We start from the raw sequence: 26,116 nt of genomic DNA, 5'->3' as shown, positions 1-26,116 counted from the left end.
ATCACGAGATCGTGGTTTGTGGAGCTGAGCTGTATGGCGCAGGTGGATCTCCATGGGGTCGTTTGTTTGGTCGATCTAGACTGAAGATCGAGCGAATGGTTCTGTCACAGCTTGGCAAGGCGGTTTTGGGTTCAGGTTGCGCTCACGGCTGCTGTCGTCAGCGTCATGCTTGAAACGGCGCGCAAGCCCAGCCATCAGGACGTGATGGCGCATTGCTCTCACTACAATTTGACTCATTACCAAGGCATCCAAGGTTTTGAGAACGGAACGTTCTCAGGATGTTTGACCGAAAGCAAAAAAGATCTTGTTTGGTTTGTCTGGCGAGGCCAAAAGAAGCTGCATTGGCGTTATCAACAAGGGACCTATCGATTCAAACCCTCACGATCAAAACCTGAGTCGTTGAAGCCGGGCTTGATCTGACTCAAGCAGAGTCACAAGCTCCGTCACAACCCTACAATTTTCTTCTGATCGGATTGGTCTAGATGAGTCACTGCGCCTGCAGATGTTGATTTTGAGCCATGCGATCTTGATAGCCATGATAGGGGCGAGCCTCTGATTTGAGAAGATCTTGGGCTCTTGTTTCATGTGGCAGACATGGTGAAGACGACAGGTTGCTGAGATTGAATCCAATGATTCTTGTTGATTATGCTGTCTTCAAGTTAGACACAGAGTTGAGGATAATCTTAGCTACTTGTTTTGATGAATTTCCGATATTGTAGCCAAATAATTCTCTTACTTTTTTGAGCATGTTGTCTCTGTTGCTGGGAAACTCAACGCCATTCATAAAGGCCTGCATGAGATCATCTGCACCCTCGAACTGGACGCTTATATCTTTGTAGATTTCATAAGTCTGGTTGTTGCGAAAGGAGTCTTTGTCGATGTTTAATAGAAGTGGCTTCTCCAGTAAAGCTGCTTCGATCACAATTGAGCTGATGTCAGCGATGACGACGTCAGAAGCCAGAAGAGCAATGGCATCACTGACTCCAAGGCTTAACGAAGCCGAACCCCTATCTCTTTCATGGCAGAGAGACCTGTAGATCCATTCCGATGTTTGAGTGCTAACATGATTCGTCCATAAATTCGGATGTGCACCTTGAATAATATGGACTTTGTCTCCCAGTGTTGAGAGTGCCTGTATCAGGCTGGTGCCAAATCGTCTTAAGATTCCACGTGATGTCCAGTGAGAAGCAATAAAAATAACTGCTTGATCGCTAGCAATATTCAGCGCTTGTTTGACTTCATGTTTGATTTGATCTCTCTTTTCTTGTGAGCCAGATATGTAGTCAGAGAACATATCGTTTTTTGGGCATCCTGTGGCAACAAATAGTGCTTCTTTTCTGGCAAGCTCGCCGATTGAGTCGGTGATGTATTCCCCTTCTGTTGGTGATACTCCGCAATAGATATTCGAGGCTTTGTAGCAGGATAGTAAATAATCTGAGGCCATATTGTTGCCAAAGGCAGAGCCGTGTGGAACATGGATATACAAGCCCTTGTTTAATCCATGTCTTTCGTCTGGGATGTGGGTGGTGACAAGCGCGTATTCGTACTCATTGGGTTTGGGTAATGTGTCTTGAGGTGGTGTGCTGAATTTTTCCTTGAAAAGTTCAAATAAATCTTTTGAGTTGTCGTTTCTAAACTCATAGCGATCACAAGGTGCGCAAACGCTCATCCAGTTTTTTGCGTTTGGTTCTTGGACCAAGATCTCCTTAATGATGGGAAAATATGAATCCCAACTCTGAGAGCTAAATGCATAAAAGATGATTTTTTCTTTCATCTGTCGTGGGTTTCTGCCGTTGGGATGCTCAGGGGATTGAGTCCGTTGATCGATGCTATCGCATTCATTTTTCCTTCAACATTCATGGTTGCGAACAGCATGAATGTTGCTCACTTTTCAATGAACCACCAATCGCCAGTTGCTGGGTTTTAGCAGCCATTCCACTCTTTTTGGGTCTGATTGCCTCGCGATTGAGACTGCGACTTCGATTCGTTTCCGTTGGGGGCTGCCCTAGCTGTGTGGTCGCAACAACACTCCTGCTATCACGAGTAAAGCGGTGATCAGCCAGAAGGCTCTCACCACCTGTTGTTCGCTGGCACCACCTAGCTCGAAGTGATGGTGCAGGGGCGCCATCCGGAACACCCGTTTGCCCACTCCATCAGATCCCTTGGTGGCTTTGAACACCCAGACCTGAATAATCACAGAAAGCGATTCGGCTAGAAACACCCCGCCCATCACCAGCAGCGGCCAGAGGCTGTTGCTCAGCAGGGCTACAGCGGTGAGGGCTGCTCCCATCGCCAGTGATCCTGTGTCTCCCATGAACACTCGGGCTGGATTGCGGTTGTGCACGAGGAATCCGATCCAGGTGCCGGCCATGGCCATACAGAAACCCGCCAGAGATGGGTCACCGCCATTGCCGCGCAGCATCAGTTGTAGCGCCAAGCCGCTGAACACCAAGGCTCCGCAACCGGCGGCGAGGCCGTCGAGCCCATCGGTGAGATTGGTGGCGTTGCTTTCGGCCAGAAACACGAATAGAGCCAGGGGCCAGATCAACCATCCCAGTGCCAGGTTGAGCCCGAAGGGAAAGGCAATCGTGCCCGTGATCCAGCCCTGCCAGCCCGCTACAGCCAGAAACAAGCCAGCCGCACTTGCCTGAAGCAACAGTTTTCCCCGGGGCGTCAGGCCAGTGTTGGTCTGACGGGTGAGGCTGCGCCAATCATCGATCCCGCCGATCAGCATGAAGGCCAGGGTGACGGTGGCGACTGCAAGCAGTCGTTTGTCGTCGCCGTTCATCACGCTCACGAGAGCACCGATGATCACACCCACTGGCACCACCAGTAGCCCTCCCATGGTCGGTGTGCCGGCCTTGCTCAGATGCGCCTGGGGGCCGTCTTCGCGGATCACTTGCCCCATTTTGAGGGCCCGAAGCCAGGGGATTCCTAGCCAAGCCACCACGCTTGCCACCAGTGTTGTGATCAGCAACGGCAGGCTGAGCAGGCTGCCGGGTATGAGGCGATCGCTGGCGAAAGCGAGGCCAAACACGGCTATGGCAAGGACCATCGCTGGCAAACGACCGTCCATCACCTGGGACGCTTCCGTTGTTTGATCCACAGCTGCGTGTCTGGGCGCCGTGAGATTAAGAGAGCCCCAGACGTGCTTGATCTGATCAGGGTCAGTCGACTGTCAGTCAGAACGCCAGGAGACCTGTTGTCTCAGTCTTCCCAGTTCTCTTCCTGCTCATCATCTTTGTTGTAGTCCTCTTTTTCGCCCATCAGTGCAGACAGTTCCTCTTCCTCGACGGTGCTCACGTCGCTGGAGGAGGATTCCTCGTCTTCGACCAGACGGCCACTGGTTTCCAGCCAGCTGAGGAGATCAGGCTCTTCGCGCAGGGGCAGCACCGGTGCAGGCTCCTTGCGCCCGTAACGGGTCAGGGCTGGATTGATGTTATCGAGTGCGCTGCTCATCGCCGAGGACAAAGTCCAATTAGTCCAATTAACCACCATAGTGGACGGCAACAGCAAGATTCAGCTTGAGCGGCAAACCTCGTGCCCTGTTGCTGCTCTGGGCACTTGCTTTGCTCATCAGTGCCGGTCTACGCCGTTGGGGAGCTCTCCATCCCGGCTCTCCGATTGTTGACGGCCCGACTGTGGTGTGGCTGGTGTTTGGTCCCTCTGTGCTTGTTGTGATCTGGCTGTTGGTGGGCCTGACCGGCGGGGAGAGAGAATCAGACGATTGTGATCAGGAGTCGCATTGATGGGCCGTGCGAAGAAGGTCGTGCTCGCCTATTCCGGGGGAGTTGATACCAGCGTTTGCATTCCTTACCTGAAGGAGGAGTGGGGCGTGGAGGAGGTGATCACCTTCGCTGCCGATCTGGGTCAGGGTGATGAGCTCGAACCAATCCGCCTCAAGGCACTTGAGGCTGGCGCCAGCCAGTCGCTGGTGGGTGATCTGATTCAACCGTTCATTGAGGAGTTCGCCTTCCCGGCGATCCGGGCCAATGCTCTGTATGAGGGTCGCTATCCCTTGTCCACTGCCCTGGCCCGTCCTCTAATCGCCCGCCGTTTGGTTGAGGTGGCCCGGGAGGTGGGTGCTGATGCCGTCGCCCATGGTTGCACCGGCAAGGGCAACGATCAGGTGCGTTTTGATGTGGCGATCGCCGCTTTGGCGCCGGATCTCAAGGTGCTCACCCCTGCGCGCGAATGGGGTATGAGCCGTGAGGAGACCATCGCCTATGGCGAGCGCTGCGGCATCCCGGCGCCGGTGAGCAAGAAGTCGCCCTATTCGATCGACCTCAACTTGTTGGGTCGCAGCATTGAAGCCGGCCCCCTTGAAGATCCGATGGTGGCACCCCCTGAAGAGGTGTTCGCCATGACCCGATCGATTGGGGAGACGCCTGATGACCCCGACGAGATTGAGATCAGCTTCGAGGCCGGAAACCCCGTGGCGATCAACGGCCAGCGTCTGGATCCGATTGCCCTGATCCGCGAAGCCAACCGTTTGGCTGGAACCCATGGCATCGGTCGCCTCGACATGATCGAGAACCGGGTGGTCGGCATCAAGAGTCGTGAGATCTACGAAACCCCTGGCCTGCTTCTCCTCATTCAGGCCCACCAAGAGCTGGAAAGCCTGACTCTCGCCGCCGATGTGCTGCGCAGCAAGCGCCAGCTGGAGATGCAGTGGGCTGACCTGGTGTACCAGGGTCTTTGGTTCGGGCCGCTCAAGGATGCCCTTGATGGCTTCATGGATCGCACCCAGGTGCATGTCAACGGTGTCGTGCGGCTGCGGCTACACAAGGGCACTGCCACCGTCACCGGTCGTTCCTCTGCAGGCAGCAGCCTCTACGTTCCGGAAATGGCCTCCTATGGCAGCGAGGATCAATTCGATCACCGTGCTGCAGAAGGCTTCATCTACGTCTGGGGGTTGCCAACCCGTCTTTGGGCAGCGACCCATCGCCGTTGAGGTTGGCAAGCACTCAGAGCAGTCACGCTCAGCCTGATCGTCAGGCGGCGTTCTCTTCTGAGTCTTGATTGTTGAAGCTAATTCGCCTCACTCTGGGCCAGCTCCATCGCAGTGCTGCTTTCTGTAAGGGTGCCTGGGGTGCGTGCAAGTCCTGGGCTTGAGCGAGCAGGCGATAGCGCTCCAGCAGCGGTTCAAGTCGCTGCTGGAACTTGCGTTCGAAGAGATCAGGGAGTTCCTCGAGCAGGGCTTCGTAATCGGCAACGTTGGCTTCTAGTTCCTGCACCCGTGCGCGTAGATGCGTCAGTTCAGCGTCGCTTGCTTCGCTGTGTCCAGTGCTTTGCTGCATTGAGCTGGATGTTGGCTCTGATCGTTCCAATGGATCCGTCGAGGCTTGCCACAAGGGTGTTGGAGCCTGATGGTGACCAGAAAAAAAGTCCATGGCCAGACGGTATCGCTGGGCCATGGACTGAACAATCCCTGCACTGAGCAGGAGTTGGAATCAGGCTGGGGTGCTGGCAGGCTCTTGCTCTTCCTGTTGCGCAGGTGCTTCCGTGCCGGGCATGACGCGAGGAGCGGGCAGCGGGCCGTCTTGCTTGACGGTGAGATAGCGGATCACGTCTTCGCTTAAGCGCATTGCTTTCTCAAGCACGGCAACCTGCTGGCCATCGCCGTTGTGGCTCAGCTGCACGTAGATGCCTTCCTTGTTCTTGTTGATCGCATAAGCCAGTCGGCGCTTGCCACGCATCTGGTTGTCGAGCACCTCGGCACCGGCCTCAACGATGATGTCGCGGTACTTGAGCAGATGAGACTCAACTTCCTCTTCCGGAATATCCGGACGGAGGATGTACATGGTCTCGTAGTAAGGCTGCTGGGTCATGGAAGGTCACTCCGACAGGGACTCAAGGCTCACCAAAGTGAGCGACGGATCAATCACCTTATCGTCTGGGGGGTTGACAGCTCAGTAGAGCTGCATCCGCACGGCCTGGCTGATCCCGGGAAGATCGGGCTCTCGACCGCGCAGGCACTCGATCAGGGCGAAGATCACGATCCCCAGCACACCTAGGAACACTGTGCTGCCCAGGGTGCGGATCACGAGGCCATCCCCGAGGCTGCCTAGCTGCATCGACAGCGGAGTGTAGACGTAGGTGATCAGGATCACCACGATGTCTATCAACAGTGCCTGAAGTGTGTTGAAACGCAGGAAGTAAGGCACGTTGGGATTGCGCACGACCCCCAGGAACAGCACGAAGAACAACAGCAAACCACCAAGAGCTAGCGGTCCAAAGCGGATGCTTTGCTCGAGGATCACCAACGGGACTGCCGGAAGCAGGAACAGTCCCAAAATTGGGTACTGAGTTACGAGAGACTGTCCGAAGGGCAGAGCATCGCTGAGGGGTAGCAGGTACACCAACAGTCCGAGCAACCGCTGCCAGACGGGAATCGACATAGAGGCCTTTGTGCTGGGCTGACGCTAGGTGGTCAGTTGTTGGAGGGCTGCATCACGCATGGCTGCCACTGGCACATCGTCGCGACCAGACCAGAGACGCAGGGCCGCTGCGCCCTGTTGGACGAGCATTTCCAGACCGTCGAGGGTGCGATAGCCCCGCTCATCTGCAAGTTGCAGCAAGCGGGTCGGTCTTGGGGTGTAGATGATGTCGTACACCCAGGATTCTTGCTTCAGTCGGCCAATCAGATTGGGGCTGAGGGGGCTGGCGAGGGCTGCGTTCGGGTCACTGGGCGAAGCCATCCCCACCGGCGTTGTATTCACGACAAGATCCGCCTGCTCCAGGCTCGTGGCCAAAGCAGTTTCATCGCTCAAGCACACGGTCTTCAGCTGGGGTGCCCAGTCAAGGCACTCCCGTTGGAATGCGATCAGGGCTTCGTTCCGACGTCCTGCGATTTCTACGCAGGAGCATCCCAGCTCGATCAGTCCCGCTACGACCGCTCTGGCACTCCCTCCACAGCCCAGCACTAGGGCCCGTCGCTCGTTCCAGCTCGACTCTGCATCGCGCAGGGGTCGACAGAAGCCTTCGACGTCGGTGTTGGTGCCGAACCAACCGCCATCGGCATGGGGGACCAGCACGTTCACTGCGCCTAGACGCTGCGCCAGTGGGCTGAGCGTTTTGCAGAGGGCGGCCACAGTTTGTTTATGGGGAATGGTCACGTTCAGGCCGCGGCAGCCGATCGCTTCCAGTCCCTTCAAGACGCTGCTGAGCTGGTCGGCCGGCGTCGGCATGGCCAGAAAGACCCAGTCGAGTTCCATGGCCGATAACGCCGCGTTTTGCAACGCCGGAGACAGTGAGTGATGCACCGGATCGCCGAGAAGGCCCACCAGTGCTGTGCTGGCCCCGATCGTTCCTGGGCTGGTCATGGGCGGCTGCCTGCTCTGATGACCAGCCTGCCGCCCCGGCTGTTCGGGAACCACACCTCGTCTTGAGACCACTGCTCTGGAGAAGATGCAGAGGTTCAAGACGACATTTCGACGAGGAGGTGGGATCCCATGGGCAAGGTTGTTGGCATTGACCTAGGCACAACGAACAGCTGTGTTTCCGTCATGGAGGGCGGCAAGCCCACCGTGATCGCTAACGCGGAAGGATTCCGCACCACCCCCTCGGTGGTGGCTTACACCAAAAACCAGGATCAACTGGTCGGGCAGATCGCCAAGCGTCAGGCGGTGATGAACCCGGATAACACCTTTTATTCGGTGAAGCGCTTCATTGGTCGCCGTGTCGACGAGGTCAATGAGGAATCGAAGGAGGTGAGTTATGGCGTCGAGAAGGCTGGCTCCAATGTGAAGGTGAAGTGCCCGGTTCTGGAGAAGCAGTTCGCTCCTGAAGAGGTCTCCGCCCAAGTGCTACGCAAGCTGGCCGATGACGCCGGCAAGTACCTCGGTGAGACTGTCACCCAAGCGGTGATCACTGTTCCCGCCTATTTCAACGACTCTCAGCGTCAGGCCACGAAGGATGCCGGCAAGATCGCCGGCCTTGAGGTGCTGCGCATCATTAACGAGCCCACGGCTGCCGCGCTGGCCTACGGACTCGACAAGAAGAGCAACGAGCGCATCCTCGTGTTTGACCTGGGTGGTGGCACCTTCGACGTGTCCGTGCTCGAAGTTGGCGACGGCGTGTTTGAGGTGCTTTCCACGTCTGGTGATACGCACCTCGGTGGCGATGACTTCGACAAGGTGATCGTTGATCATCTGGCTGGAACCTTCCAGTCGAATGAAGGAATTGACCTGCGTCAGGACAAGCAGGCTCTGCAACGTCTGACTGAGGCCGCTGAGAAGGCCAAGATCGAGCTCTCCAACGCCACCCAGAGTGAGATCAACCTGCCGTTCATCACGGCCACCCCTGAGGGTCCTAAGCACTTAGATCTCACCCTGACCCGCGCCAAGTTTGAGGAACTCGCTTCCAAGTTGATCGATCGCTGCCGTGTGCCGGTGGAGCAAGCCCTCAAGGACGCCAAGCTTTCCTCTGGTGAACTCGACGAGATCGTGATGGTGGGTGGTTCCACCCGTATTCCTGCCGTGCTCGAGTTGGTGAAAAGGGTCACCGGTAAGGACCCCAACCAGACGGTGAATCCCGATGAGGTGGTGGCCGTTGGTGCCGCGATCCAGGGTGGCGTCCTGGCTGGTGAGGTGAAAGACATTCTTCTCCTTGATGTCACCCCCCTCTCCCTGGGTGTCGAGACCCTGGGTGGCGTGATGACCAAGATGATCACCCGCAACACCACTGTTCCCACCAAGAAGTCGGAGACCTATTCCACCGCTGTGGACGGTCAGACCAACGTGGAGATTCACGTGCTTCAAGGCGAGCGTGAGATGGCTTCCGATAACAAGTCGCTCGGAACCTTCCGCCTTGATGGCATCCCCCCGGCTCCCCGTGGCGTGCCTCAGATCGAAGTGACTTTCGATATTGATGCCAACGGCATCCTTAGCGTGACGGCCAAGGACAAGGGCAGTGGCAAGGAGCAGTCCATCTCGATCACGGGCGCATCCACGCTGAGTGAGAACGAGGTGGACAAGATGGTGAAGGATGCCGAAGCCAACGCCAGCGCTGATAAGGAGAAGCGCGAGCGTATCGATGTCAAGAATCAAGCTGAGACCCTTGTTTATCAGGCAGAGAAGCAGCTTGGTGAGCTTGGCGACAAGGTTGATGCCGATGCCAAGACAAAGGTGGAGGAGAAGCGTGTCAAGTTGAAAGAAGCCGTCGACAAGGATGATTTCGATGCGATGAAGTCCTTGCTGGAGGAGCTTCAGCAGGAGCTTTATGCCCTGGGTGCTTCGGTGTATCAGCAAGCTGGTGCTGATGGTGCAGCTTCGGGAGCTGATGCTGATGCCGGTGCCACAGGCGCCTCCGCTGCTGATGGTGGTGACGATGTGATCGACGCTGAATTCACTGAATCCAAGTGAACTCGTTCCCAATGATTGTCTGAACAGCGTTCCTGTATGGGCTCTCTTTGAGCAGCATCCCCTTTTCCCCGTCTGTACTCAGGCGGGGATTTTTTGTGGGAGAGATTCACTGTGGATTGGGGCAAAAAATCGAGTGGGCTTTCAGCCCTGGGGTCCTACAAAAGCCAGTCATCTTTCAACTTCTTGATCAACACAGCACAACACACAGCAAAAAGGGGGCCTTAAGCCCCCTCCTCAGTCTCAGCGATGGGCTGATTGGATCATTCGCTGATCGAGTTGGCAGCAGCCTTGGCTTTGCTCACCACTTCTGGAGGCAGGGAGACATAGCCCAGCTCCGGTGCTTTGGACTGGGACTCATCCGACAGCATGTAGTCGAAGGTCTTCTTCAGAATCGGAGTCTTCTCTCCGTTGCCGGTGGCGTAGGCCAGCACCCAGGTGAAGGTCACGATTGGGTAACCGCCTTCGGGGTTGGGGTTGCCACCGATCAGGTCTGGACCGAGGTCGATGGAGCCGAGCGCTTCGCTCGCTGTTGCGTTGGTGGGCTTCACTTGCATCCCAGAAGCATTTTCAACAGCGGCGGCCTGTAGATCACCTTTCACGTAGGCCAGCTCGACATAACCGATGCCGCCCCCGATCTGGCTCAGCTGTGCTGCCACGCCTTCATTGCCTTTGGCTCCGACGCCCGTGGGCCACTGCACCGATTTGTCGGCACCAACATCCTTCTTCCAGTCAGGGCTGATGGCGGCGAGGTGCTTGGTGAAGTTGTAAGTGGTACCGGACCCATCGGAGCGATGCACCACCTTGATGCTTTTGTCTTCGCAGCCGAGCTCGTTGAAGTTTTTGATCGTTCCCAGGAAGATCCCGGCGAGTTGCTGCTGGTTCAGCTTCAGGTCGCAACCGGGATTGTTGTAAGCGACGGCGATGGCGCCTGCGGTCATTGGGATCTGAACCACACCACGTTCCACTTTGGCGATGGCCTCAGCTTTCATGGGTTTGTCGGAAGCCCCAAAGTCCACCGTGCCAGCAGTGAACTGACGCACACCTGCGCCGGAGCCCACGGACTGGTAGTTGACGTTGATGCCCTGAGGAGCAAGATCCTGGAACCAGCGCTGGTAAATCGCGGCGGGGAATGAAGCGCCGGCTGCTGAGAGGCGACCTTCCACCTTTTCGCCATCACCACCGGAGGAGCAGGAGACGAGGCTGACAGCAGCACCGATGCCGAGAAGGCTGGCGGCTGTGCGTGTCAGAAGAGAGCGAGTCATGTGTGGCGGATGCTTGTCGCGTTTTCAATGTTTAGCTGGTGCTCCTGCTTGTTCTGTAAAGGCAGGCTTAAGGCTTGGTAAGCATCACGCTTTGGATGTCTCGCCGTCGATCTCCTTGCTGACCCATTCGGCCGTGGCCGGAGCCAGTAGAACTCCGTTTCGGTAATGACCACTGGCCAGGATCAGACCGGGTTCGAGCTTTTCCAGTAGTGGAGCTGGACGACCACTCGGGCGGGCCCGCAGCCCGTGCCAGTGCCCTATCACCTCAGCCTGCTCCAGCCAGGTTGGGGCGTGTCCATTCAGGGCGCGCATGGTCAGAGTGGCGGCCTCGAGTGGTTCTTCACCGGGTTCGAGCGTGGCTCCAAGCAGGAGCTGATCGGACCCATGGCGTATCAGGTTTACGCCATGGCTCATCAGCACTGCTGGCCAGTGGGGGTTCAGTGCATCTGGATTGCGCAGCTTGAGTTGCAGCACTTGTCCCAGCACTGGCTCCATGGCTCGTGCATGGCCCAAGGGGGCCAGAAGTGTCTGGCTGGCCAGGCCACTGCAAACCACCACGGTGTCTGCGTAGCTACGGCTGCCATCGCTCAATTCCAATTGCCATTGGTTGCCATCCCGATGGAGGGTCTCCACCGCAGCTGTCTGCATGGGCACGCTGAGCCTGTGCAATTGACGGCGCAGGCTTCGTTGCAGGATCAGTGGATCTAAACGGCCATCGTGGTTCGACTGCAACCCACCATGCGATGACTTGGGCCAATCAGGGTGCTCATCGGCCAGCGTGTCTGCGGTGATGAAGCTCAGCCCGAGATGGGAACGTTCTTCCACCAGCTTTCGCTGCAGTGCAGCCTCCTCATCTGTGGTGGCTAACTGCACCAGAGGAGTTTGAAGCAGTAGTGGTTCGTCTGGGCAGCTGAGTTCCTCCACCCAGAGAGGCCAGAGCTCCATGCTGCGGCGGCGCAGGCGCCAGGCGCGACCGCTGGAGCGGCGGAAGACATGGCCCATCAAGATCCCGAGGGACGCTGATGTTCCTGTCAATGGCGAACTGGAATGCCGGCTTGGGTCTTTGGCCAGTGCTGGGTCGATCAGTTCAACCTGGTGGCCTGATCGCGACAGCCACCAAGCTGTGCCAGCACCAATGGCGCCAGCACCGATGACGGCAATGGAGTGACTCAGAGTGCTTGGATCAGTTCAGGGCCTGTTCTGGAATCACCCGGGCATAGTTGGCGAAGCCGGTGGCGACAGAGGTGTAGGACTTCTGCAGCTTCGCGCCGTCTTGCAGGCGGGCTGATTCGTCAAGATCAGCGAGGGCTTCTTTCAGGGTGGTGGCCAGCTTGTTCGCTTCGGAGCGATCGTCCTTGAGAAGGCGCTGATTGATGTAGGACATTTCCCGGCCCACTTCCTGCATCGGACCGTGGATCAGGTTGCGGGTGAAGGTCCAGTCGCGTGCGTTCACGAGCTTGGCCAGATCGGGCAAACGCTCCTGTGCATTCTTAAACCCTTCGGCATTGCGGCGAATCACCTCCATGTCGTCGGGGCTGATGGTGCGATTGATGCTTTTGGCGGCGTTCGCGGGGGCTGCGAGTCCCAGGCAAAGGCAGGCGCAGAGGCAGAACGAGGCGAGGCGACGCAGGGCGCTCAGCATCACGAAGCAGGGGCATAGAGATGGGCGGCATTTTACCGGGTTTACCCGCTTGCAGCGTGATTGGGAGACTGGTTGTTCATGCGTTCTGGTTTTGAGTTCCCCTTCCGTGATCCTGCAGATGATCTGTCCGGACCGGCCTGGTTTAGTGAGTGAACTCGCGGGCTGGGTTGCGGCCAATGGCGGCAATATCTGCCATGCCGATCACCACACGGATGCAGGAGCGGGCTTGTTTCTCAGTCGTTTGGAATGGGAACAGCAAGGGTTTGGTTTGCCTCGAGAGGCGATTGAACCGGCGGTTAGCGCTCTGGCAGAGCGGCTTGGAGGGGAAGCCCAGTTGCATTTTTCAGACGCCTTGGCTCGCGTCGCGATTTTTGCCAGCAAGCAGAGCCATTGTTTGCTCGATCTGCTTTGGCGCTCTCGGAGCGGCGAGTTACCGATGCAGGTTGCTTTGGTGGTGGCCAATCACCCTGATCTTGAACCGCTCTGTCAGGAATTCGGAGTGGCGTTTGCTTGCGTGCCCGTGACTGCGGCCACCAAGCCCGAATCGGAGGCGCGCATGCTCGAGTTGCTGGAGAGCAACGGCATTGAGCTCGCCGTGCTGGCTAAATACATGCAGGTGCTGAGTGCGAATTTCCTCAGTCGTTTTCCCACGGTGATCAATATCCACCATTCCTTCCTTCCCGCTTTTAAGGGTGCGCAGCCGTATCACCGAGCCTGGCAGCGGGGTGTGAAGCTGATTGGTGCCACGGCCCACTACGTGACAGAGAACCTCGACGATGGCCCGATCATTGAGCAGACGACGGTGCATGTGAGCCATCGCGATGAGGTGGAGGATTTGATTCGCAAAGGCCGTGATACCGAGCGCCTCGCCCTGGCAAGGGCTGTGCATTTGCATCTGCATCGTCAGGTCATGGTTTATCGCGGCCGCACGGCCGTTTTTGCATGAGCACCGTTTTTGCATGAGCACTGTTTTCGCATGAGCACTGTCGTTGTGCAGTTCTGCGCGTTGTTTGAGCGTCTGCGCCAGCGCCTTGCGCTGGGCTGTCCCGACGCAGCCTCTCCAGCGGGCTGGTTGCTGGTTCAGCTGGGTTTGCTGCTGTTGCCATCCAGTGCACTGCTGGCGAGCTTCTTGCTCTTCCCTGCCCTTTTGCTTGGCAGCCTGCGCCGTGAATGCCCCTATTGGCGCGATCCTTGGAATTGGCCGCTGATTGCTGCTGGTCTGTTGATGCTGCTGGGTTGCTTCAACGCCTACAGCGGGGGCCTTGCCTTGTCTGGTCTGGGCAACTGGATCCCTTTTTTCTGGGCGTTCTGGGGATTCCAGCCCTATCTCGCCGATGCCAAGGCCCGTCGTCGGATGGCCCTCTGGCTGGTTGCCGGCACTGTGCCTGTGGTGGTGACCGGTCTCGGACAGCTTTGGTTGGGCTGGCAGGGACCTTGGCAAGTACTTGGGGGCTTGATCATTTGGTTTGTTGCCCCAGGTGGAGAACCGGAGGGACGGCTCTCGGGCTTGTTTGATTACGCCAACATCGCTGCTGCCTGGCTGGCCCTGGTGTGGCCGCTGGCGTTGGCGGCTTTGGTTCAGCCTGGTTTGAAACGAGGCCGCCGCCTGCTCGTGCTGGCGGTTGTGGTGGCCCTCGTGGCGGCGCTGGTGCTCACGGATTCGCGCAATGGCTGGGGTGCTTTGGTGTTGGCGGTGCCCTTGGTGCTGGGGCCGCTGAGCTGGCCTTGGCTTCTGCCGTTGTTGGCGCTTGCTCTGCTGCCCGTTTTGCTGTCGGTGCTGCCAGGGGTGCCGACTCTGCTTCAGGACCCAGCGCGGTCCCTGGTGCCTGAGTCGGTTTGGTCGCGGCTTAGTGATAGTCGTTATGCCTCGGAGCGGGCACTCGCCTCCACTCGGCTCAGCCAGTGGTCTGTGGCATTGCAGCTGATCAGCGAGCGTCCCTGGCTGGGATGGGGCGCCGCAGCCTTTTCGGTGCTTTACCCGTTGCGCACGGGTAAATGGCATGGCCACTCTCACAATTTGCCGTTAGAGCTTGCCGTCAGTCATGGTTTACCCGTGGCGATCGCGGTCGTCGGGCTGGTTTTGGCCCTATTGGTTGTCAGTCAGCGCTGCGCCTCGATGTCCCTCTTCGATCGGGCCTGGTGGGCCGCGATTTTGATCGTTGTGGTGCTCCACGGCACCGATATGCCGTTCTTTGATAGCCGTCTGAACATTGCCGGTTGGATGCTCCTGGCGGGGTTGCGCAGTCGTATCGGCGAACCTCGCTCCAATGATTCGGTGACGGTGTTGTGATCAGTTGCTGCCCAGGCTGAGGGCTTCCTGTTGATGCTCCAACAACCGTTCTCTGCTGAGCGGTCCTTCCAGGTGTTCCCAGGGCAGCACCTGGTTCGAATCCCAGCATTCATGCACCACGGACTCCCAACTGGGCGGGAGCGGCAGGGTCACGCCGGCGCTTTGGGCTTGGGGCAGTTCGCCGGCTCTGGCTGCTCGGTAGGCCTTCTTCCAGCCTCCGAGGCTTTCTTGGGAGCCACGCACCGCTGCAATCACCGGTGCTAGGCGCCTGTCACTGCGCGAGAGCAGAGCTTGGATCACGCTCCAGCCATAACTTTCTGGGCGTAGGTCGATGCCTTTGGGTTTGAGGCGTTTGGCCAGCAGCTTGAGACGTTTCTCCGCCTCTGGCCTCACTCCTTGCCATTGGAAGGGTGTGTGGGCTTTGGGGACGAAGGTGCTCACGCCCAGGGTGAAACGGAGGCCTGGTGTGCCCTTCTTCAGATGGAGCAGAAGGGCTGCTGTGCTCTCCACGTCGTCGTTGTCTTCGCAGGGCAGGCCAACCATTCCATACAGCTTCAGAGCCTTTAGTCCCCCTTGTTTGGCGTGTCGGGCCGCAGCTTCGATTTCGTCCCCGCTCAGTTTTTTGTTGACGACCCGTCGGATGCGCTCACTGCCACTTTCGATTGCAATCGTGAGTGATTTGCTGCCTCGCCGGGTCAGCACGCTTGCCAGTTCGGGTGTGACCGTGGCGGCTCGCACGGAACTGACGCTCAGTCTCAGATCATCGAAGCGGTCCTGCCCTAGCCATTGCAGTAGGTCTGTGAACTGCGGGTGTTGGGTCACCGAGGCTCCCAGTAAGCCCAATCGCTTGGTGGCTGTCAGCCCCTTTTCGACGGCCGGGATTAATCCGTCCTCGAGGGATGGGGTCCGAAACGGCAGGGTGAGGTAACTGGCCAGGCAGAAGCGGCAGAGCTCAGGGCAGCTTCGGACCACTTCCACCATGTGAATATCCGGCCAGGCGGCTTCGGGGGTGATCACCGTGGAGTGGCTGAGGCTGTTGCCACGCCAGGTCTGCTTGGCGATCGTGCGGGGTAGCGTCGCCTCCACCGGTTCTACCGCTAATAGCGTGCCTTCACGGTCGTAACGGGGGGCATGCAACTCGGGAACGTAGATCCCCGGCACCGTGCTCAGATGCCGTAGGCGCTCTGGCCTGGGTTGGTCCTTCACGGCCTGGAGGGCATCGATGAAGGCCGGTAGAAGATTCTCACCATCTCCCAGCAGCACCACATCGAAGAACGGGGCTAACGGCTCGGGGTTAGCGGTGAGGACGGGACCGCCTCCAAACACGATCGGGTGTTCATCACTGCGTTGGTGGCTCCAGATCGGAATGCGTTGCTGCTCGAGCAGATCAAGCAGGACCGGGCCATCGAGTTCCCAACTCAGGGAGAGACCGAACAGGTCGCACTGGCGGTGGGGCCGATCCCCCTGATCGGTGAATAGGCGGCGCACATCCAAGTCCGGACGCATCGCCAGAGTCGCCCAGACAATTTGGTAGCCGAGGCTGGTGATTCCCACGGTGTAGGTGCTGGGAAACGCCAGCACTGTGCGCAGGGCACCGGGCTCCGGCACCGCTGGGTTGAACAGCAGGGTTTCCTGTTTCAGTGACTGTCTTCCGGTGGGGTGGGTTTGGGGTGTTGAGGCGGAGGAGGCGCTGTAAAGGCGCGTCGACGGATGGATCCTTCCCAGGCGTGATGGATGCCACCGCGCCGCTCCCTGCGGGCTTCTAAGTGATCCTCCTCCAGCAGCTCCATGCCGAGCTGGCGTTCGTAGATCGAGCGGCCGTCGAAGAGACGGGCCACCAGGAAGCTGGCCAGACAGGCCACCAAGATTGGCTTCAGAATCAGAAGATCCTTGGTGAGGGCGAAGGCCAGGAACATGGCCGTGATTGGTGTACGGGAACAGCTGGCCACGAAGGCACCCATCCCTGCGAACACATAGGTGCTGGGCACGTGGCCGGTGAGGGCCTCCACCCAGATGCCACAAGCCAGACCGATGGCGCCTCCCAGGGTGAGCATCGGGTAGAACAGCCCGCCTGGAGCTCCTGAGGCTGCCGCTAGGCCTGTGCTGAAAAACAGCACGATGAAGGTGCCCAGAGCCATGGGGATGTCGACTTTGCCGTCGGCAATCAGATGCTGCAGACCTTCGAGGTTGTGAAATGCATCCGGCAGAAAGGCGTACACGCTGCCCAGCACGCCACCACTGATCACCATGCGCAGCACCAAGCGATCACCAAACCAGGCGTTTCCCTTGCGCTGCATGGTCAGCACGTAGCGGCAGTAGAGCTCTGCCAGCACACCCACCACCACACCCAGTCCGATCAGATAGCCCAGATCGATTGGCAGAAAGCTCACGAGTGGCGTGTACTCCCTTTCCAGTAGGAAGCCTTGGGTGGCATCCAGTCCGCCCGTGGAGGGGCTGATGCCCACTAGCCCAAAGACATCTGCCCAGGCATCGGCCCAGAAGGTGGTGACAATCACCAGAAGCAACACCACCGGTCTGGCGGAGTGCAGCAATTCCTCTACGGCGTAGACGAAGCCTCCGATGGGGGCACTGAACACTGCTGCGATACCGGCTCCGCCTCCGGCGGCCACGATCAAGCGGCGAAAGGCCACGGGTGCTTTCAACCAGCGCGCCATCTGCCATGCCACGGAGCCACCCATCTGCACGGCCGGACCTTCCGGTCCGAGTGGGAAGCCGCTGCCGATGGCCACGATCCCAGCCACAAGTTTCACCAGTCCCACCTGCAGGCCCATTGGCACCGCACGGTGCTTGAGGAAACCCATGATGTGGGTGATGCCTGAGCCCCCTGCAGCAGGGGCCAGCCGTGACACCAGCAAGCCAGACACCAGACCGCCTAGTGCGCCAAGGCTGGGTAACACAACCCAGGCGGGAAACTCGGCTAGAAGTTCAAGCCGCCAGCCGCCCAGCAGTTTGAGCCCCGCCTTGAAGAGCACACCTGTGAGGGCCGCGCCGAGCCCTGTGAGCATGAGCGCCAGCACCACGACCCACCAGCGGCGTTCCAGCAGCCTGCGGATGCTGCGGCTGGAGCCAAGTTGATGGCGGCGGTGTTTCAGTTCACTCAGAACGACCATTGATGACGACTGGCTGGCTTCAGGCTTTCGCCAGAACGTCAGCCTGGTCGGTTGCGCTGATGATGCGGCCCTCGTCATCAAATCCATCGATTTGATCGAAGTTCAGATAGCGATAGAGCTCAGCTGATAGCGGGTCGATTTTTTCGGCGGCAATGCGCTGATATTCCTCGGCTGTGGGGATGCGCCCGAGCAGGGCACAAACTGCGGCGAGTTCTGCGCTGCCGAGATACACCTGAGCACCCTTGCCGAGACGATTATTGAAGTTGCGGGTGCTGGTTGAAAACACGGTGGTGTTGTCGTCGACCCTGGCCTGGTTTCCCATGCACAGTGAGCAGCCGGGCATCTCCATACGCGAGCCAGCTGCTTCGAACGTGGCGTAGTAACCCTCGGTCTTGAGCATGTCCTCGTCCATTCGGGTGGGTGGGCACACCCAGAGACGCGCCTTGTTGGCGCCGGCGCCTTCGAGCACCTTGGCCGCGGCGCGGTAGTGGCCGATGTTGGTCATGCAGGAGCCGATGAACACTTCCTGCACTGCATCCCCGGACACTTCGCTCAGCAGCTTCACGTTGTCGGGGTCGTTAGGACAGGCCAGGACGGGTTCGGTGAGGTCGTTGAGGTTGATCTCGATGATTTCGGCATACTCGGCATCGGTATCGGCGCTTAGCAGCTGTGGGTTGGCGAGCCATTCCTCCATCGCCTTAATGCGTCGAGCCAGGGTTCGGGCATCGCTGTAGCCCCGGGCGACCATGTTTTTGAGCAGTGCCACGTTGCTGCGCAGGTATTCGCTCACCGTTGCTTCTGAGAGCTTGATTGTGCAGCCGGCGCAGGAGCGTTCAGCGGTGGCGTCGGTGAGCTCGAAGGCTTGCTCCAGCTTGAGGTCTGGCAGGCCTTCGATCTCCATGATCCGGCCGTTGAATACGTTTTTCTTGTTTGATTTCTCCACGGTGAGCAGACCTTTCTGAATGGCCACCCAGGGGATGGCATTCACCACATCGCGCAAGGTCACCCCCGGTTGCAGCGAGCCGCTGAAACGCACCAGCACCGATTCAGGCATGTCGAGTGGCATGGCGCCGATGGCGGCGGCGAAGGCCACAACGCCAGACCCGCCTGGGAAGGAGATTCCGAGAGGGAATCGGGTGTGACTGTCACCTCCTGTTCCCACCGTGTCGGGCAGGAGCATGCGGTTCAGCCAGCTGTGGATGATGCCGTCACCTGGACGCAGAGCCACACCGCCTCGCTGGGCGAAGAAGTCAGGCAGGTCTTTCTGGGTCTGTAGATCAACAGGCTTGGGGTAAGCAGCTGTGTGGCAGAAGCTCTGCATCACCAAGTCGGCTGAGAAGCCGAGGCAGGCGAGTTCCTTCATCTCATCCCGTGTCATCGGTCCAGTGGTGTCCTGGGAGCCGACGGTTGTCATCAGCGGTTCGCAGCTGGTGCCGGGGCGCACGCCCGGAAGCCCACAGGCTTTGCCGACCATCTTTTGAGCGAGGGTAAAGCCCTTACCGGTGTCTGCAGGTGCGGAGGGTCGGATAAACAGTGTGGAGGGAGCCACGCCGAGTTGATTGCGCACTTTGTCGGTGAGGGCGCGGCCGATCATCAGGGGGATGCGGCCACCGGCGCGCACTTCATCACTGATGGTGCTTGGTTTGAGGTCGAAGCGAGCAATGATGTCGCCGGCGCCTGCCTCTCCGGCGGCCCGTTCGATCGTGCCGGCGTAGGGACGGATGGTGATCACATCCCCGCTGTTGAGCTGGCTGACGTCACATTCGATTGGCAGAGCACCGGAGTCTTCTGCCGTGTTGAAAAAGATTGGAGCGATTTTGCCGCCGATGATCACACCGCCGGCGCGTTTGTTGGGGACGTGGGGGATGTCGTTGCCCGTGTGCCAGAGCACCGAGTTGATCGCTGATTTCCGGGAGCTGCCGGTGCCCACCACGTCTCCCACATAGGCGACTGGGTGGCCCTTGCTTTTCAGTTCGGCAATCGCGGCAAGGCCAGCGGGGTCCCGCGTCTCCAGCATCGCCAGAGAGTGAAGGGGAATGTCCGGTCGGGTTGTGGCGTGGGTGGCGGGAGAAAGATCGTCGGTGTTGGTCTCGCCCTCCACCTTGAACACGGTGACGGTGATTTCCTCGGCCAGTTCTGGTTTGGATGTGAACCACTCTCCGGCTGCCCAGCTGTCCACAACCTGCTTGGCGAAGCGGTTGGTGGCGGCCAGTTCCATCACCTCGTTGTAGGCGTCGTAGACCAACAAGCTGCGGCTCAGGCCTTGGGCAGCGCAGTCCGCGAGGTCTGACTCGCTGTGCAGTAGCAGCTCGATCAGGGCCGCCACGTTGTAGCCCCCCACCATCGTGCCCAGCAGCCGTGTGGCTTCCAGCGGTGAGATCAGAGGGCTGGTGGCCCTGCCCTGGGCCACGGCACTCAGCCAGGTGGCCTTCACATAGGCGGCTTCGTCCACCCCGGGTGGGATCCGTTCACTGAGTAGATGCAGCAGCTCCTTCTCCTCTCCTGCTGGAGGGTTTTGAAGCAGCTCCGTGAGTGCCTGGGTCTGCTCTGCGTTGAGCGGAAGGGGGGGGATCCCCTGGGCGGTCCGTTCGGCGGCGCTTTCGCGGTATGCACTCAGCATCGGGATGGGGCTTCTGACGGTGGGCTCTGCCACCATTCTTCTTGTTGATGGGTCCGTCTTTGGTGATTGATGCATCCGGTGGCTTACGTAACCTGGGTTTTTATCGGCCAGAGGTATGACCACCACTTCCGATCTGCATGTGGTGGAGACCCGCCCACTGGTGGCCCCGGCCCTGCTTCATGGTGATTTGCCGATTGATCCTGTTGCTGCCGAGACGGTGACTGGTGCCCGTCGGCGCATTCAGGCCATTCTCAGCGGTCAGGACCGGAGGCAGCTGGTGATCGTCGGGCCCTGTTCGGTCCACGATGTGGATGCTGCTCGTGCCTATGCCAGCCGTTTAGCACCTCTGCGTGAACGTCACAGTCAGGAGCTGGAGGTGGTGATGCGTGTGTATTTCGAGAAACCCCGCACCACAGTTGGTTGGAAGGGGCTGATTAATGACCCCCATCTCGACGGCTCCTATGACATCAACACAGGATTACGCCTGTCGCGGTCGTTGTTGCTCGATCTTGCTCGTGATGGCATGCCCACTGCCACCGAATTACTTGATCCCGTGGTGCCTCAGTACATCGCGGATTTGATTAGTTGGACCGCGATCGGTGCGCGCACCACCGAGAGCCAGACCCATCGGGAGATGGCCTCGGGCCTGTCGATGCCGATCGGTTACAAGAACAGCACGGATGGCAGTGCCACCATCGCGATTAACGCGATGCAGGCAGCATCGAAGCCTCATCATTTTCTTGGCATTAATCACAGTGGTCAGGCTTCGATCGTCAGCACCACCGGCAACCCCCATGGGCATTTGGTTTTGCGCGGCGGCAATCGCGGAACCAACTACCACTTCGAAGCGGTGCAAGATGCAGCCGCAGAACTGAGCAAGGCTGGTTTACAGGAACGTTTGATGGTTGATTGCAGCCACGGCAATTCCAATAAGGATTTTCGCCGTCAGGGAGACGTGCTTGAAGCCGTTGCCGATCAGGTGCGTCAGGGCTCTACCCATGTGATGGGGGTGATGCTGGAGAGCCATTTGGTTGAGGGAAGCCAGAAGCTCAGTGCTGATCGCTCGGCGATGACCTACGGACAGAGTGTGACTGATGCCTGCATCAGCATCGACACCACAGCGCAACTCCTGGAGCGGCTGGCGGGGGCGGTGGCTGCATCCCGCGTGCCTGTCTGATCTGGCACTTGCACCTAGAGAGTGCCAGCTTGATTATCAATGATTTCGTTCATGTAAGGGATCTCGTTGATAGCTTCTTTTTCAAGTTCTGTCTGCTGTTTGATCACTACATTGGGGTGATTGCGCATGGAGGTTGCGTCCGTGGTCTTTCTCCATTTCTTCGGTTTCGGAGATCCCCTGCGCTTGTTTGAACTCGAACAGCAGACTGGACTGTGGGTCCGGGGGTTCCGTCCTCTTCAGTTGGATGGTCTCTTGCAGTGGAGCCAGCGGGTTGCCAGCTCTCAGCACTGGGATTGTGATGCTCTCCAGCATCAGGTGATGGGCTTGTGGATGGAGCGGGCCGATCAGATACGCCGCTGGCAGGTTGGTCTCCAGACGCTGCCGCAGGAGCAGGTGTTGGTGGCTGGTCTTGGCAGCCATGGTGACTGGAGTCGTCATTGGGAGCGGATGCTGCAGTTCTGACCGTCTGCACCGCGGTTTGGACGCGAATCAGATCGTCATCCAGTGCCAGCTGATGCCGACGGCGATCGGCACGCTGAGGTTGTCGATACCCCAGCGACTGAGTTGCTCTAGGCCGACTGCTAGCAAGCTGATCACCACCAGACCGATGGGGCCAGGACTGCTGGGGCTCAGCATCGCCAGTGTGGTGAGCGCCACCAGGCTCACTATCAGCATGGTGACAGTGCCGGCGGTCGATTTGGTTTGCCCCCAGATTCGCCAGCTGGGGGATTGCAGCGCTCGTCCGATCAAGCCAGCCAGTCCGTCCCCTGCGGCCATCACCAGCACACCGGCGCATGCTGCCTGGGGTTGTTGCGGCCAGAACAGAACAAGAAGGGTTGTGATTGCCAGGCCATAGGCAACGGTGCCGTAGCTGTTGCGGTCGACATCCTCAACGACAGAGAGCAGACGCCAGCGATGGTTGATCAGAGCCACAAGGGTGACGCCGAGAGCGACAGGCACCGCCAGGACTGCAGGAATCTGCAGCCACCAAGCAACTGGCAGCACAGGACCTGAGCCGATGTGCACGATCTTGCGGCTCAGTTCTCGCTGCATCGGCCATTGCTTGCGGGCGAAAACCGCCAGGATGATCACCAGTACCATCCAGAGCGCAATCACGCCAACACCAACCAGGTGGCTCAACGCTGCATGGGCAGGACTTGCCTGAACGATGTCAGGCTGCCTGCTGATGGTTGGTCATCATCCGCAGTTTGAGGATGGCTTTGGCTTCCAACTGACGCACCCGCTCTCTCGAGACGTTGATCTGTCGTCCGATTTCAGCCAAGGTCAGAGGCTCTTCTCCATCGAGGCCAAAGCGCAGGCGCAGGATCTTCTGTTCCCGTTCGTTCAGTTGTGAGAGCCATCCACCCAGGTGCTCTTTCTGAATGCTGCGGTCCATTCCCTCCATGGGCTCTTCGCCATTGGGGTCAGGAATCAGCTCACCCAGCGTGCTGCGGTCTTCTTCGCCGCGGGCATGGGCATCGAGGGAGGCACAGGGTGCGCTCTGGGAAATCAGATCTTCCAGATCCCGGGGTTCGATGCCCATGGCATGGGCCAATTCCAGACGGTTGGGTTGGCGGCCAAATCGGTGCGACAGCTCCCTGGAGATGCGTCGCATCTTGGAGAGCTTTTCGCTGATGTGGATGGGCAGGCGGATGGTGCGTGCACTGTTGTCGATGGCCCGGGTCATCCCCTGTCGGATCCACCAGTAGGCATAGGTGGAAAATTTGTAGCCCATGGCTGGGTCAAATTTGTCGACAGCTCGCTCAAGGCCTATAGCCCCTTCCTGAACGAGATCAAGCAGTTCGAGCCCTTGGTTCTGGTACTTCTTGGCAACGCTCACCACAAGGCGGAGGTTGGCTGCCATCATCCTGTCTCGGGCTCGCTTGCCCATTCGGATTTTGTGGCGTTGGCGAGGCGTGCGTTCCTCTTCAGGCGTCTCAAGCAGCTCTTTCATGTCTTGCACATGATGTGCAAGCTCGATCTCCTCGGCTGCTGTGAGCAGCGGAATTCTGCCGATACTGCTCAGGTAATAGCCGATCGAATCAGTGGAAAGCCGACCAGCCTGTTTGATCTGCCGCGCTGCTTGGGCAGCACGTTTTCCCTGATCTGTTGAGCGAACACGTTTGGTGTTCGGCAAAACAGGTTCTGACGGAGTGGTGCGCAATGCATCACCCGCAGATTCCAGAGGGATCCCCATCACCCTGGCCTCCTGAGATTTGATTTGGGCGCAACTTAGCACCGTGTATGCACGGTAGCTGTGTCAAATCTGTAATTTTCTAGGACAAAGTTAAAGTCGGTCGATGTTGCTTGGCTCAAGCCAAATTCAGCCACGTTTTTGCGTTTTTTTGTGTCTTCAGTGCACGAACTGGTGTTGTGATGTAACAGCGATCACAATCATTCAGCGATTTCCGACTCCGTTTTGTCGTTGGTGTTGGTTGCTGGTAGGCCGTGACGCCAAAGGTCGGTCAGTTCCAATTGGGAGTGGATGGTTTTACGGCTCGGTTTGCGCTGGCTGAAGCTTCCATCGCTGAGCATGTCCCAGGCGCCTCGATTGTCGTCTAGGTAGAGGTTCAGAAGCCGCTCAAGCTGTTCTCGTAATTCCGGTTCCTCCACAGGGCTGACCGCTTCGACGCGACGATCGAGATTGCGGGGCATCCAGTCGGCACTTCCCAAATACACCTCGGCTTCGCCTTTGTTGCTGAACCAGAAGATGCGTGAATGTTCGAGGTAACGGCCAATGATGCTCACCACGCGGATGCTGTCACTCACTCCTTCTCTGCCGGGGTAGAGGCAGCACATTCCTCGGATGATCAGCTCGATGACGACGCCAGCTTGAGACGCTTCATAGAGCAGAGCCACGATTGCTGGATCCACCAGCGAATTCATCTTGGCTTTGATGTGGCCACCATGGCCTTGTTTGGCGTGCTTGATCTCACGGCGGATCAGTCCTTCAATCCCTTTGCGAAGCGTGACGGGTGCCACCAACAATCTGCGGAAGCTTTGCTGCTTGGAGAAACCGGTGAGGTAGTTGAACAGTTCCACCAGGTCTTGGCCTAGTTCCGGTCTGGCCGAAAGCAAGCCGAGATCTGTATAGAGCTTGGACGTCTTGGAGTTGTAATTACCGGTGCCAATGTGCACATAGCTGCGTAGTCGCTGTTTTTCCTTGCGCACCACCAGAACAATCTTGGTGTGGGTCTTGAGGCCGATCACGCCATACACCACATGCACCCCCGAACTTTCCAGTTGCTTGGCCCACTGGATGTTGTTGTCTTCGTCGAAGCGGGCCTTCAGTTCAACAAGGGCCATCACTTGCTTGCCGTGCTCTGCTGCACGGATGAGGGCCGCGATGATCGGTGAATCCTTGGAGGTTCTGTAGAGGGTCATCTTGATCCCCATCACCTGGGGGTCGTCCGCTGCCTGATTGATGAATTCCTCTACGGACGTGGAGAAGAGGTCGTAGGGATGGTGAAGAAGCACATCGCGGCGCCGGATCACGGAGAAGATGCTCTCGAACTCCTCTTCCTTGATGGAGCCGTCTTCAAGCATGCCCCGCTGGGCTCTGGCCAGGGTTGCCGGAGTGTGTCCATTGAGAGGTTCATCCTTGAGCGCTTCGAGGGGAAGGCTCAGGAGGCCGAACAGATCATCGAGTCCTAGGGGGCCGTCGACTCGGTAAAGGTCGTCCTCCGCCACCGACATGCCATCCATCAGCATTTCGATGACGTCGTCAGGCATTTGGTTGGCCACCTCTAGGCGCACCACCTCACCGCCCATACGCCGTTTGTGCAGTCCTTGCTCGATTGCAATCATCAGATCGTCGGCCTCGAGGTCGCGCAGTTCTAGATCTGCGTCTCGGGTCACGCGGAAGAAATAGTGACCCTCCACGGTCATGCCTGGGAACAGCAGGCCGATGTTGAACGCCACCACCTGCTCCAGCGGTACGGCGGTATGCACGGGTTCAGGATCCGAATCACTGAGATCTGTAGGGATCGCCACGAATCTGGGCAGGATTTTTTGCGGCACTTTGACTCTCGCCAGTTGGCGTTGCCCGCTGTCAGGGTCGACCACAAGGGCACCCACGTTGAGGCTCAGGTTGCTTACAAATGGGAAGGGGTGGGCAGGATCCACCGCCAGTGGTGTCAGCACTGGAAAGATTGCCGTTTGAAAGAAGTTGTCGATCCAGAGGCGTTGGCCTTCGTTCAGCTGGGCGTAATCGAGCAACTGAACGGCGTGCTTGTTCAGTTCAGTTTTGAGCGAGTTGAGGTAGTGCTTTTGTTGCTGCTCCAGCAGTGGGAGCAGCTCTGCACGAATCGCTTTGAGCTGTTGTTGCGGTGTTCGGCCATCGGCACTGGCGGTGCTGATCCCGGCCTCAACTTGCGACTTCAGAGATGCCACCCGCACCATGAAGAACTCATCAAGGTTGTTGCTGAAGATGGCGCTGAATTTCGCTTGTTCGAGCAATGGCGTGCGTTGATCCAGCGCCTGAGCCAGCACCCTTTGGTTGAACGCGATCCAGCTCAGTTCCCGGTTGATGTACAGATCAGGATCCAGGGAACGTGCTGCCATCAGGGTGTTGAAAGGAACGGAGATCGCTGCCGGCAAGGTAGCAATCACATCTCTGTTGGGGGGTGT

General features: G+C 58.4%; 24 protein-coding genes. 8 read left to right on the top strand and 16 right to left on the bottom strand.

The window, feature by feature from the left end; genetic code table 11:
- Window positions 1-165: 165 nt before the first annotated feature.
- Window positions 166-420, top strand: a complete 255-nt coding sequence (locus tag SIB72_RS04140) for a hypothetical protein (protein WP_413744695.1) — start codon at window positions 166-168, stop codon at window positions 418-420.
- Between the two features lie 223 nt (window positions 421-643).
- Here the strand turns inward: SIB72_RS04140 and SIB72_RS04135 are convergent, their stop codons facing one another.
- The 3 genes from SIB72_RS04135 to SIB72_RS04125 all read right to left on the bottom strand — a co-directional run bounded on the left by SIB72_RS04135 (window position 644) and on the right by SIB72_RS04125 (window position 3,459).
- Window positions 644-1,699: a CDP-glycerol glycerophosphotransferase family protein gene (locus SIB72_RS04135; protein ID WP_413744694.1), complete on the bottom strand. Its 1,056-nt coding sequence runs from the start codon at window positions 1,697-1,699 to the stop codon at window positions 644-646.
- Between the two features lie 306 nt (window positions 1,700-2,005).
- Window positions 2,006-3,076 carry a phospho-N-acetylmuramoyl-pentapeptide-transferase gene (gene mraY / locus SIB72_RS04130; RefSeq protein WP_413745043.1) on the bottom strand — a complete coding sequence of 357 codons (1,071 nt, stop codon included), beginning with the start codon at window positions 3,074-3,076 and terminating at the stop codon, window positions 2,006-2,008.
- A 131-nt stretch (window positions 3,077-3,207) separates the two neighbouring features.
- The gene (locus tag SIB72_RS04125; protein ID WP_244281504.1) at window positions 3,208-3,459 is read right to left on the bottom strand and encodes a DUF3134 family protein; all 252 of its coding nucleotides are present in this window, start codon (window positions 3,457-3,459) and stop codon (window positions 3,208-3,210) included.
- A gap of 65 nt (window positions 3,460-3,524) precedes the next feature.
- Here SIB72_RS04125 and SIB72_RS04120 point away from each other — a divergent pair, with 65 nt between their 5' ends.
- A complete protein-coding gene (locus tag SIB72_RS04120) occupies window positions 3,525-3,749 on the top strand; it encodes a hypothetical protein (protein WP_115119238.1) in 225 nt (74 codons plus the stop codon).
- A complete protein-coding gene (locus tag SIB72_RS04115) occupies window positions 3,749-4,954 on the top strand; it encodes an argininosuccinate synthase (RefSeq protein WP_413744693.1) in 1,206 nt (401 codons plus the stop codon). Before SIB72_RS04120 ends, SIB72_RS04115 begins: the two co-directional genes overlap by 1 nt.
- Before the next feature lie 40 nt (window positions 4,955-4,994).
- Here the strand turns inward: SIB72_RS04115 and SIB72_RS04110 are convergent, their stop codons facing one another.
- The 4 genes from SIB72_RS04110 to SIB72_RS04095 all read right to left on the bottom strand — a co-directional run bounded on the left by SIB72_RS04110 (window position 4,995) and on the right by SIB72_RS04095 (window position 7,325).
- Window positions 4,995-5,300 (bottom strand): hypothetical protein, encoded by a 306-nt coding sequence (locus tag SIB72_RS04110; RefSeq protein ID WP_413744692.1) that lies wholly within the window; start codon window positions 5,298-5,300, stop codon window positions 4,995-4,997.
- 153 nt (window positions 5,301-5,453) lie between these two features.
- Complete coding sequence (gene rpsF / locus SIB72_RS04105) at window positions 5,454-5,831, bottom strand: 30S ribosomal protein S6 (protein ID WP_115019066.1); 378 nt, start codon at window positions 5,829-5,831, stop codon at window positions 5,454-5,456.
- Between the two features lie 81 nt (window positions 5,832-5,912).
- Window positions 5,913-6,401 (bottom strand): Tic20 family protein, encoded by a 489-nt coding sequence (locus SIB72_RS04100; RefSeq protein WP_115119234.1) that lies wholly within the window; start codon window positions 6,399-6,401, stop codon window positions 5,913-5,915.
- Window positions 6,402-6,425: 24 nt separating this feature from the next.
- Window positions 6,426-7,325, bottom strand: a complete 900-nt coding sequence (locus SIB72_RS04095) for a shikimate dehydrogenase (RefSeq protein ID WP_413744691.1) — start codon at window positions 7,323-7,325, stop codon at window positions 6,426-6,428.
- 129 nt (window positions 7,326-7,454) lie between these two features.
- On the opposite strand from SIB72_RS04095, the gene dnaK reads away from it, so the two are divergent.
- Window positions 7,455-9,365 (top strand): molecular chaperone DnaK, encoded by a 1,911-nt coding sequence (gene dnaK, locus SIB72_RS04090; protein WP_413744690.1) that lies wholly within the window; start codon window positions 7,455-7,457, stop codon window positions 9,363-9,365.
- A 260-nt stretch (window positions 9,366-9,625) separates the two neighbouring features.
- Here the strand turns inward: dnaK and pstS are convergent, their stop codons facing one another.
- The 3 genes from pstS to psbQ form a co-directional block, all read right to left on the bottom strand.
- Window positions 9,626-10,627 (bottom strand): phosphate ABC transporter substrate-binding protein PstS, encoded by a 1,002-nt coding sequence (gene pstS, locus SIB72_RS04085; RefSeq protein WP_413744689.1) that lies wholly within the window; start codon window positions 10,625-10,627, stop codon window positions 9,626-9,628.
- A gap of 84 nt (window positions 10,628-10,711) precedes the next feature.
- Window positions 10,712-11,740 carry an NAD(P)/FAD-dependent oxidoreductase gene (locus SIB72_RS04080; RefSeq protein ID WP_413745042.1) on the bottom strand — a complete coding sequence of 343 codons (1,029 nt, stop codon included), beginning with the start codon at window positions 11,738-11,740 and terminating at the stop codon, window positions 10,712-10,714.
- 70 nt (window positions 11,741-11,810) lie between these two features.
- A complete protein-coding gene (psbQ, locus tag SIB72_RS04075) occupies window positions 11,811-12,269 on the bottom strand; it encodes a photosystem II protein PsbQ (RefSeq protein ID WP_413744688.1) in 459 nt (152 codons plus the stop codon).
- A 118-nt stretch (window positions 12,270-12,387) separates the two neighbouring features.
- Here psbQ and purU point away from each other — a divergent pair, with 118 nt between their 5' ends.
- Together purU and SIB72_RS04065 are read left to right on the top strand one after the other, a co-directional pair.
- A complete protein-coding gene (purU, locus tag SIB72_RS04070) occupies window positions 12,388-13,215 on the top strand; it encodes a formyltetrahydrofolate deformylase (RefSeq protein ID WP_413745041.1) in 828 nt (275 codons plus the stop codon).
- A 30-nt stretch (window positions 13,216-13,245) separates the two neighbouring features.
- Window positions 13,246-14,559, top strand: coding sequence for an O-antigen ligase family protein (locus SIB72_RS04065; RefSeq protein WP_413744687.1), 1,314 nt, complete (start codon window positions 13,246-13,248; stop codon window positions 14,557-14,559).
- Here SIB72_RS04065 and SIB72_RS04060 read toward each other — a convergent pair whose 3' ends face one another.
- The 3 genes from SIB72_RS04060 to acnB are packed head-to-tail and all read right to left on the bottom strand — an operon-like array spanning window position 14,560 to window position 20,310.
- Window positions 14,560-16,140: a B12-binding domain-containing radical SAM protein gene (locus SIB72_RS04060; RefSeq protein ID WP_413745040.1), complete on the bottom strand. Its 1,581-nt coding sequence runs from the start codon at window positions 16,138-16,140 to the stop codon at window positions 14,560-14,562.
- A gap of 56 nt (window positions 16,141-16,196) precedes the next feature.
- Window positions 16,197-17,690, bottom strand: a complete 1,494-nt coding sequence (locus SIB72_RS04055; protein WP_413744686.1) for a ClC family H(+)/Cl(-) exchange transporter — start codon at window positions 17,688-17,690, stop codon at window positions 16,197-16,199.
- Between the two features lie 19 nt (window positions 17,691-17,709).
- On the bottom strand, window positions 17,710-20,310 hold the full coding sequence (gene acnB / locus SIB72_RS04050) for a bifunctional aconitate hydratase 2/2-methylisocitrate dehydratase (protein WP_413744685.1): 2,601 nt from the start codon (window positions 20,308-20,310) through the stop codon (window positions 17,710-17,712).
- 115 nt (window positions 20,311-20,425) lie between these two features.
- Here acnB and SIB72_RS04045 point away from each other — a divergent pair, with 115 nt between their 5' ends.
- Both SIB72_RS04045 and SIB72_RS04040 read left to right on the top strand, forming a co-directional pair.
- Window positions 20,426-21,487, top strand: coding sequence for a 3-deoxy-7-phosphoheptulonate synthase (locus SIB72_RS04045; protein WP_413744684.1), 1,062 nt, complete (start codon window positions 20,426-20,428; stop codon window positions 21,485-21,487).
- Window positions 21,488-21,613: 126 nt separating this feature from the next.
- Window positions 21,614-21,949 (top strand): hypothetical protein, encoded by a 336-nt coding sequence (locus SIB72_RS04040; protein ID WP_413744683.1) that lies wholly within the window; start codon window positions 21,614-21,616, stop codon window positions 21,947-21,949.
- A 27-nt stretch (window positions 21,950-21,976) separates the two neighbouring features.
- On the opposite strand, the gene SIB72_RS04035 is transcribed toward SIB72_RS04040, so the two are convergent.
- The 3 genes from SIB72_RS04035 to ppk1 all read right to left on the bottom strand — a co-directional run bounded on the left by SIB72_RS04035 (window position 21,977) and on the right by ppk1 (window position 26,050).
- Window positions 21,977-22,627, bottom strand: coding sequence for a diacylglycerol/polyprenol kinase family protein (locus SIB72_RS04035; protein WP_413744682.1), 651 nt, complete (start codon window positions 22,625-22,627; stop codon window positions 21,977-21,979).
- A gap of 31 nt (window positions 22,628-22,658) precedes the next feature.
- Window positions 22,659-23,684: an RpoD/SigA family RNA polymerase sigma factor gene (locus tag SIB72_RS04030; protein WP_413744681.1), complete on the bottom strand. Its 1,026-nt coding sequence runs from the start codon at window positions 23,682-23,684 to the stop codon at window positions 22,659-22,661.
- A 197-nt stretch (window positions 23,685-23,881) separates the two neighbouring features.
- Window positions 23,882-26,050 (bottom strand): polyphosphate kinase 1, encoded by a 2,169-nt coding sequence (gene ppk1, locus SIB72_RS04025; protein ID WP_413744680.1) that lies wholly within the window; start codon window positions 26,048-26,050, stop codon window positions 23,882-23,884.
- Window positions 26,051-26,116: the final 66 nt, after the last annotated feature.

The sequence above is a fragment of the Synechococcus sp. MIT S9451 genome (assembly GCF_047304725.1).
Lineage (GTDB): Bacteria > Cyanobacteriota > Cyanobacteriia > PCC-6307 > Cyanobiaceae > Synechococcus_C.
Note: the sequence above shows the minus strand (reverse complement) of the source record. Positions and strands in the feature narration are given on the sequence as shown.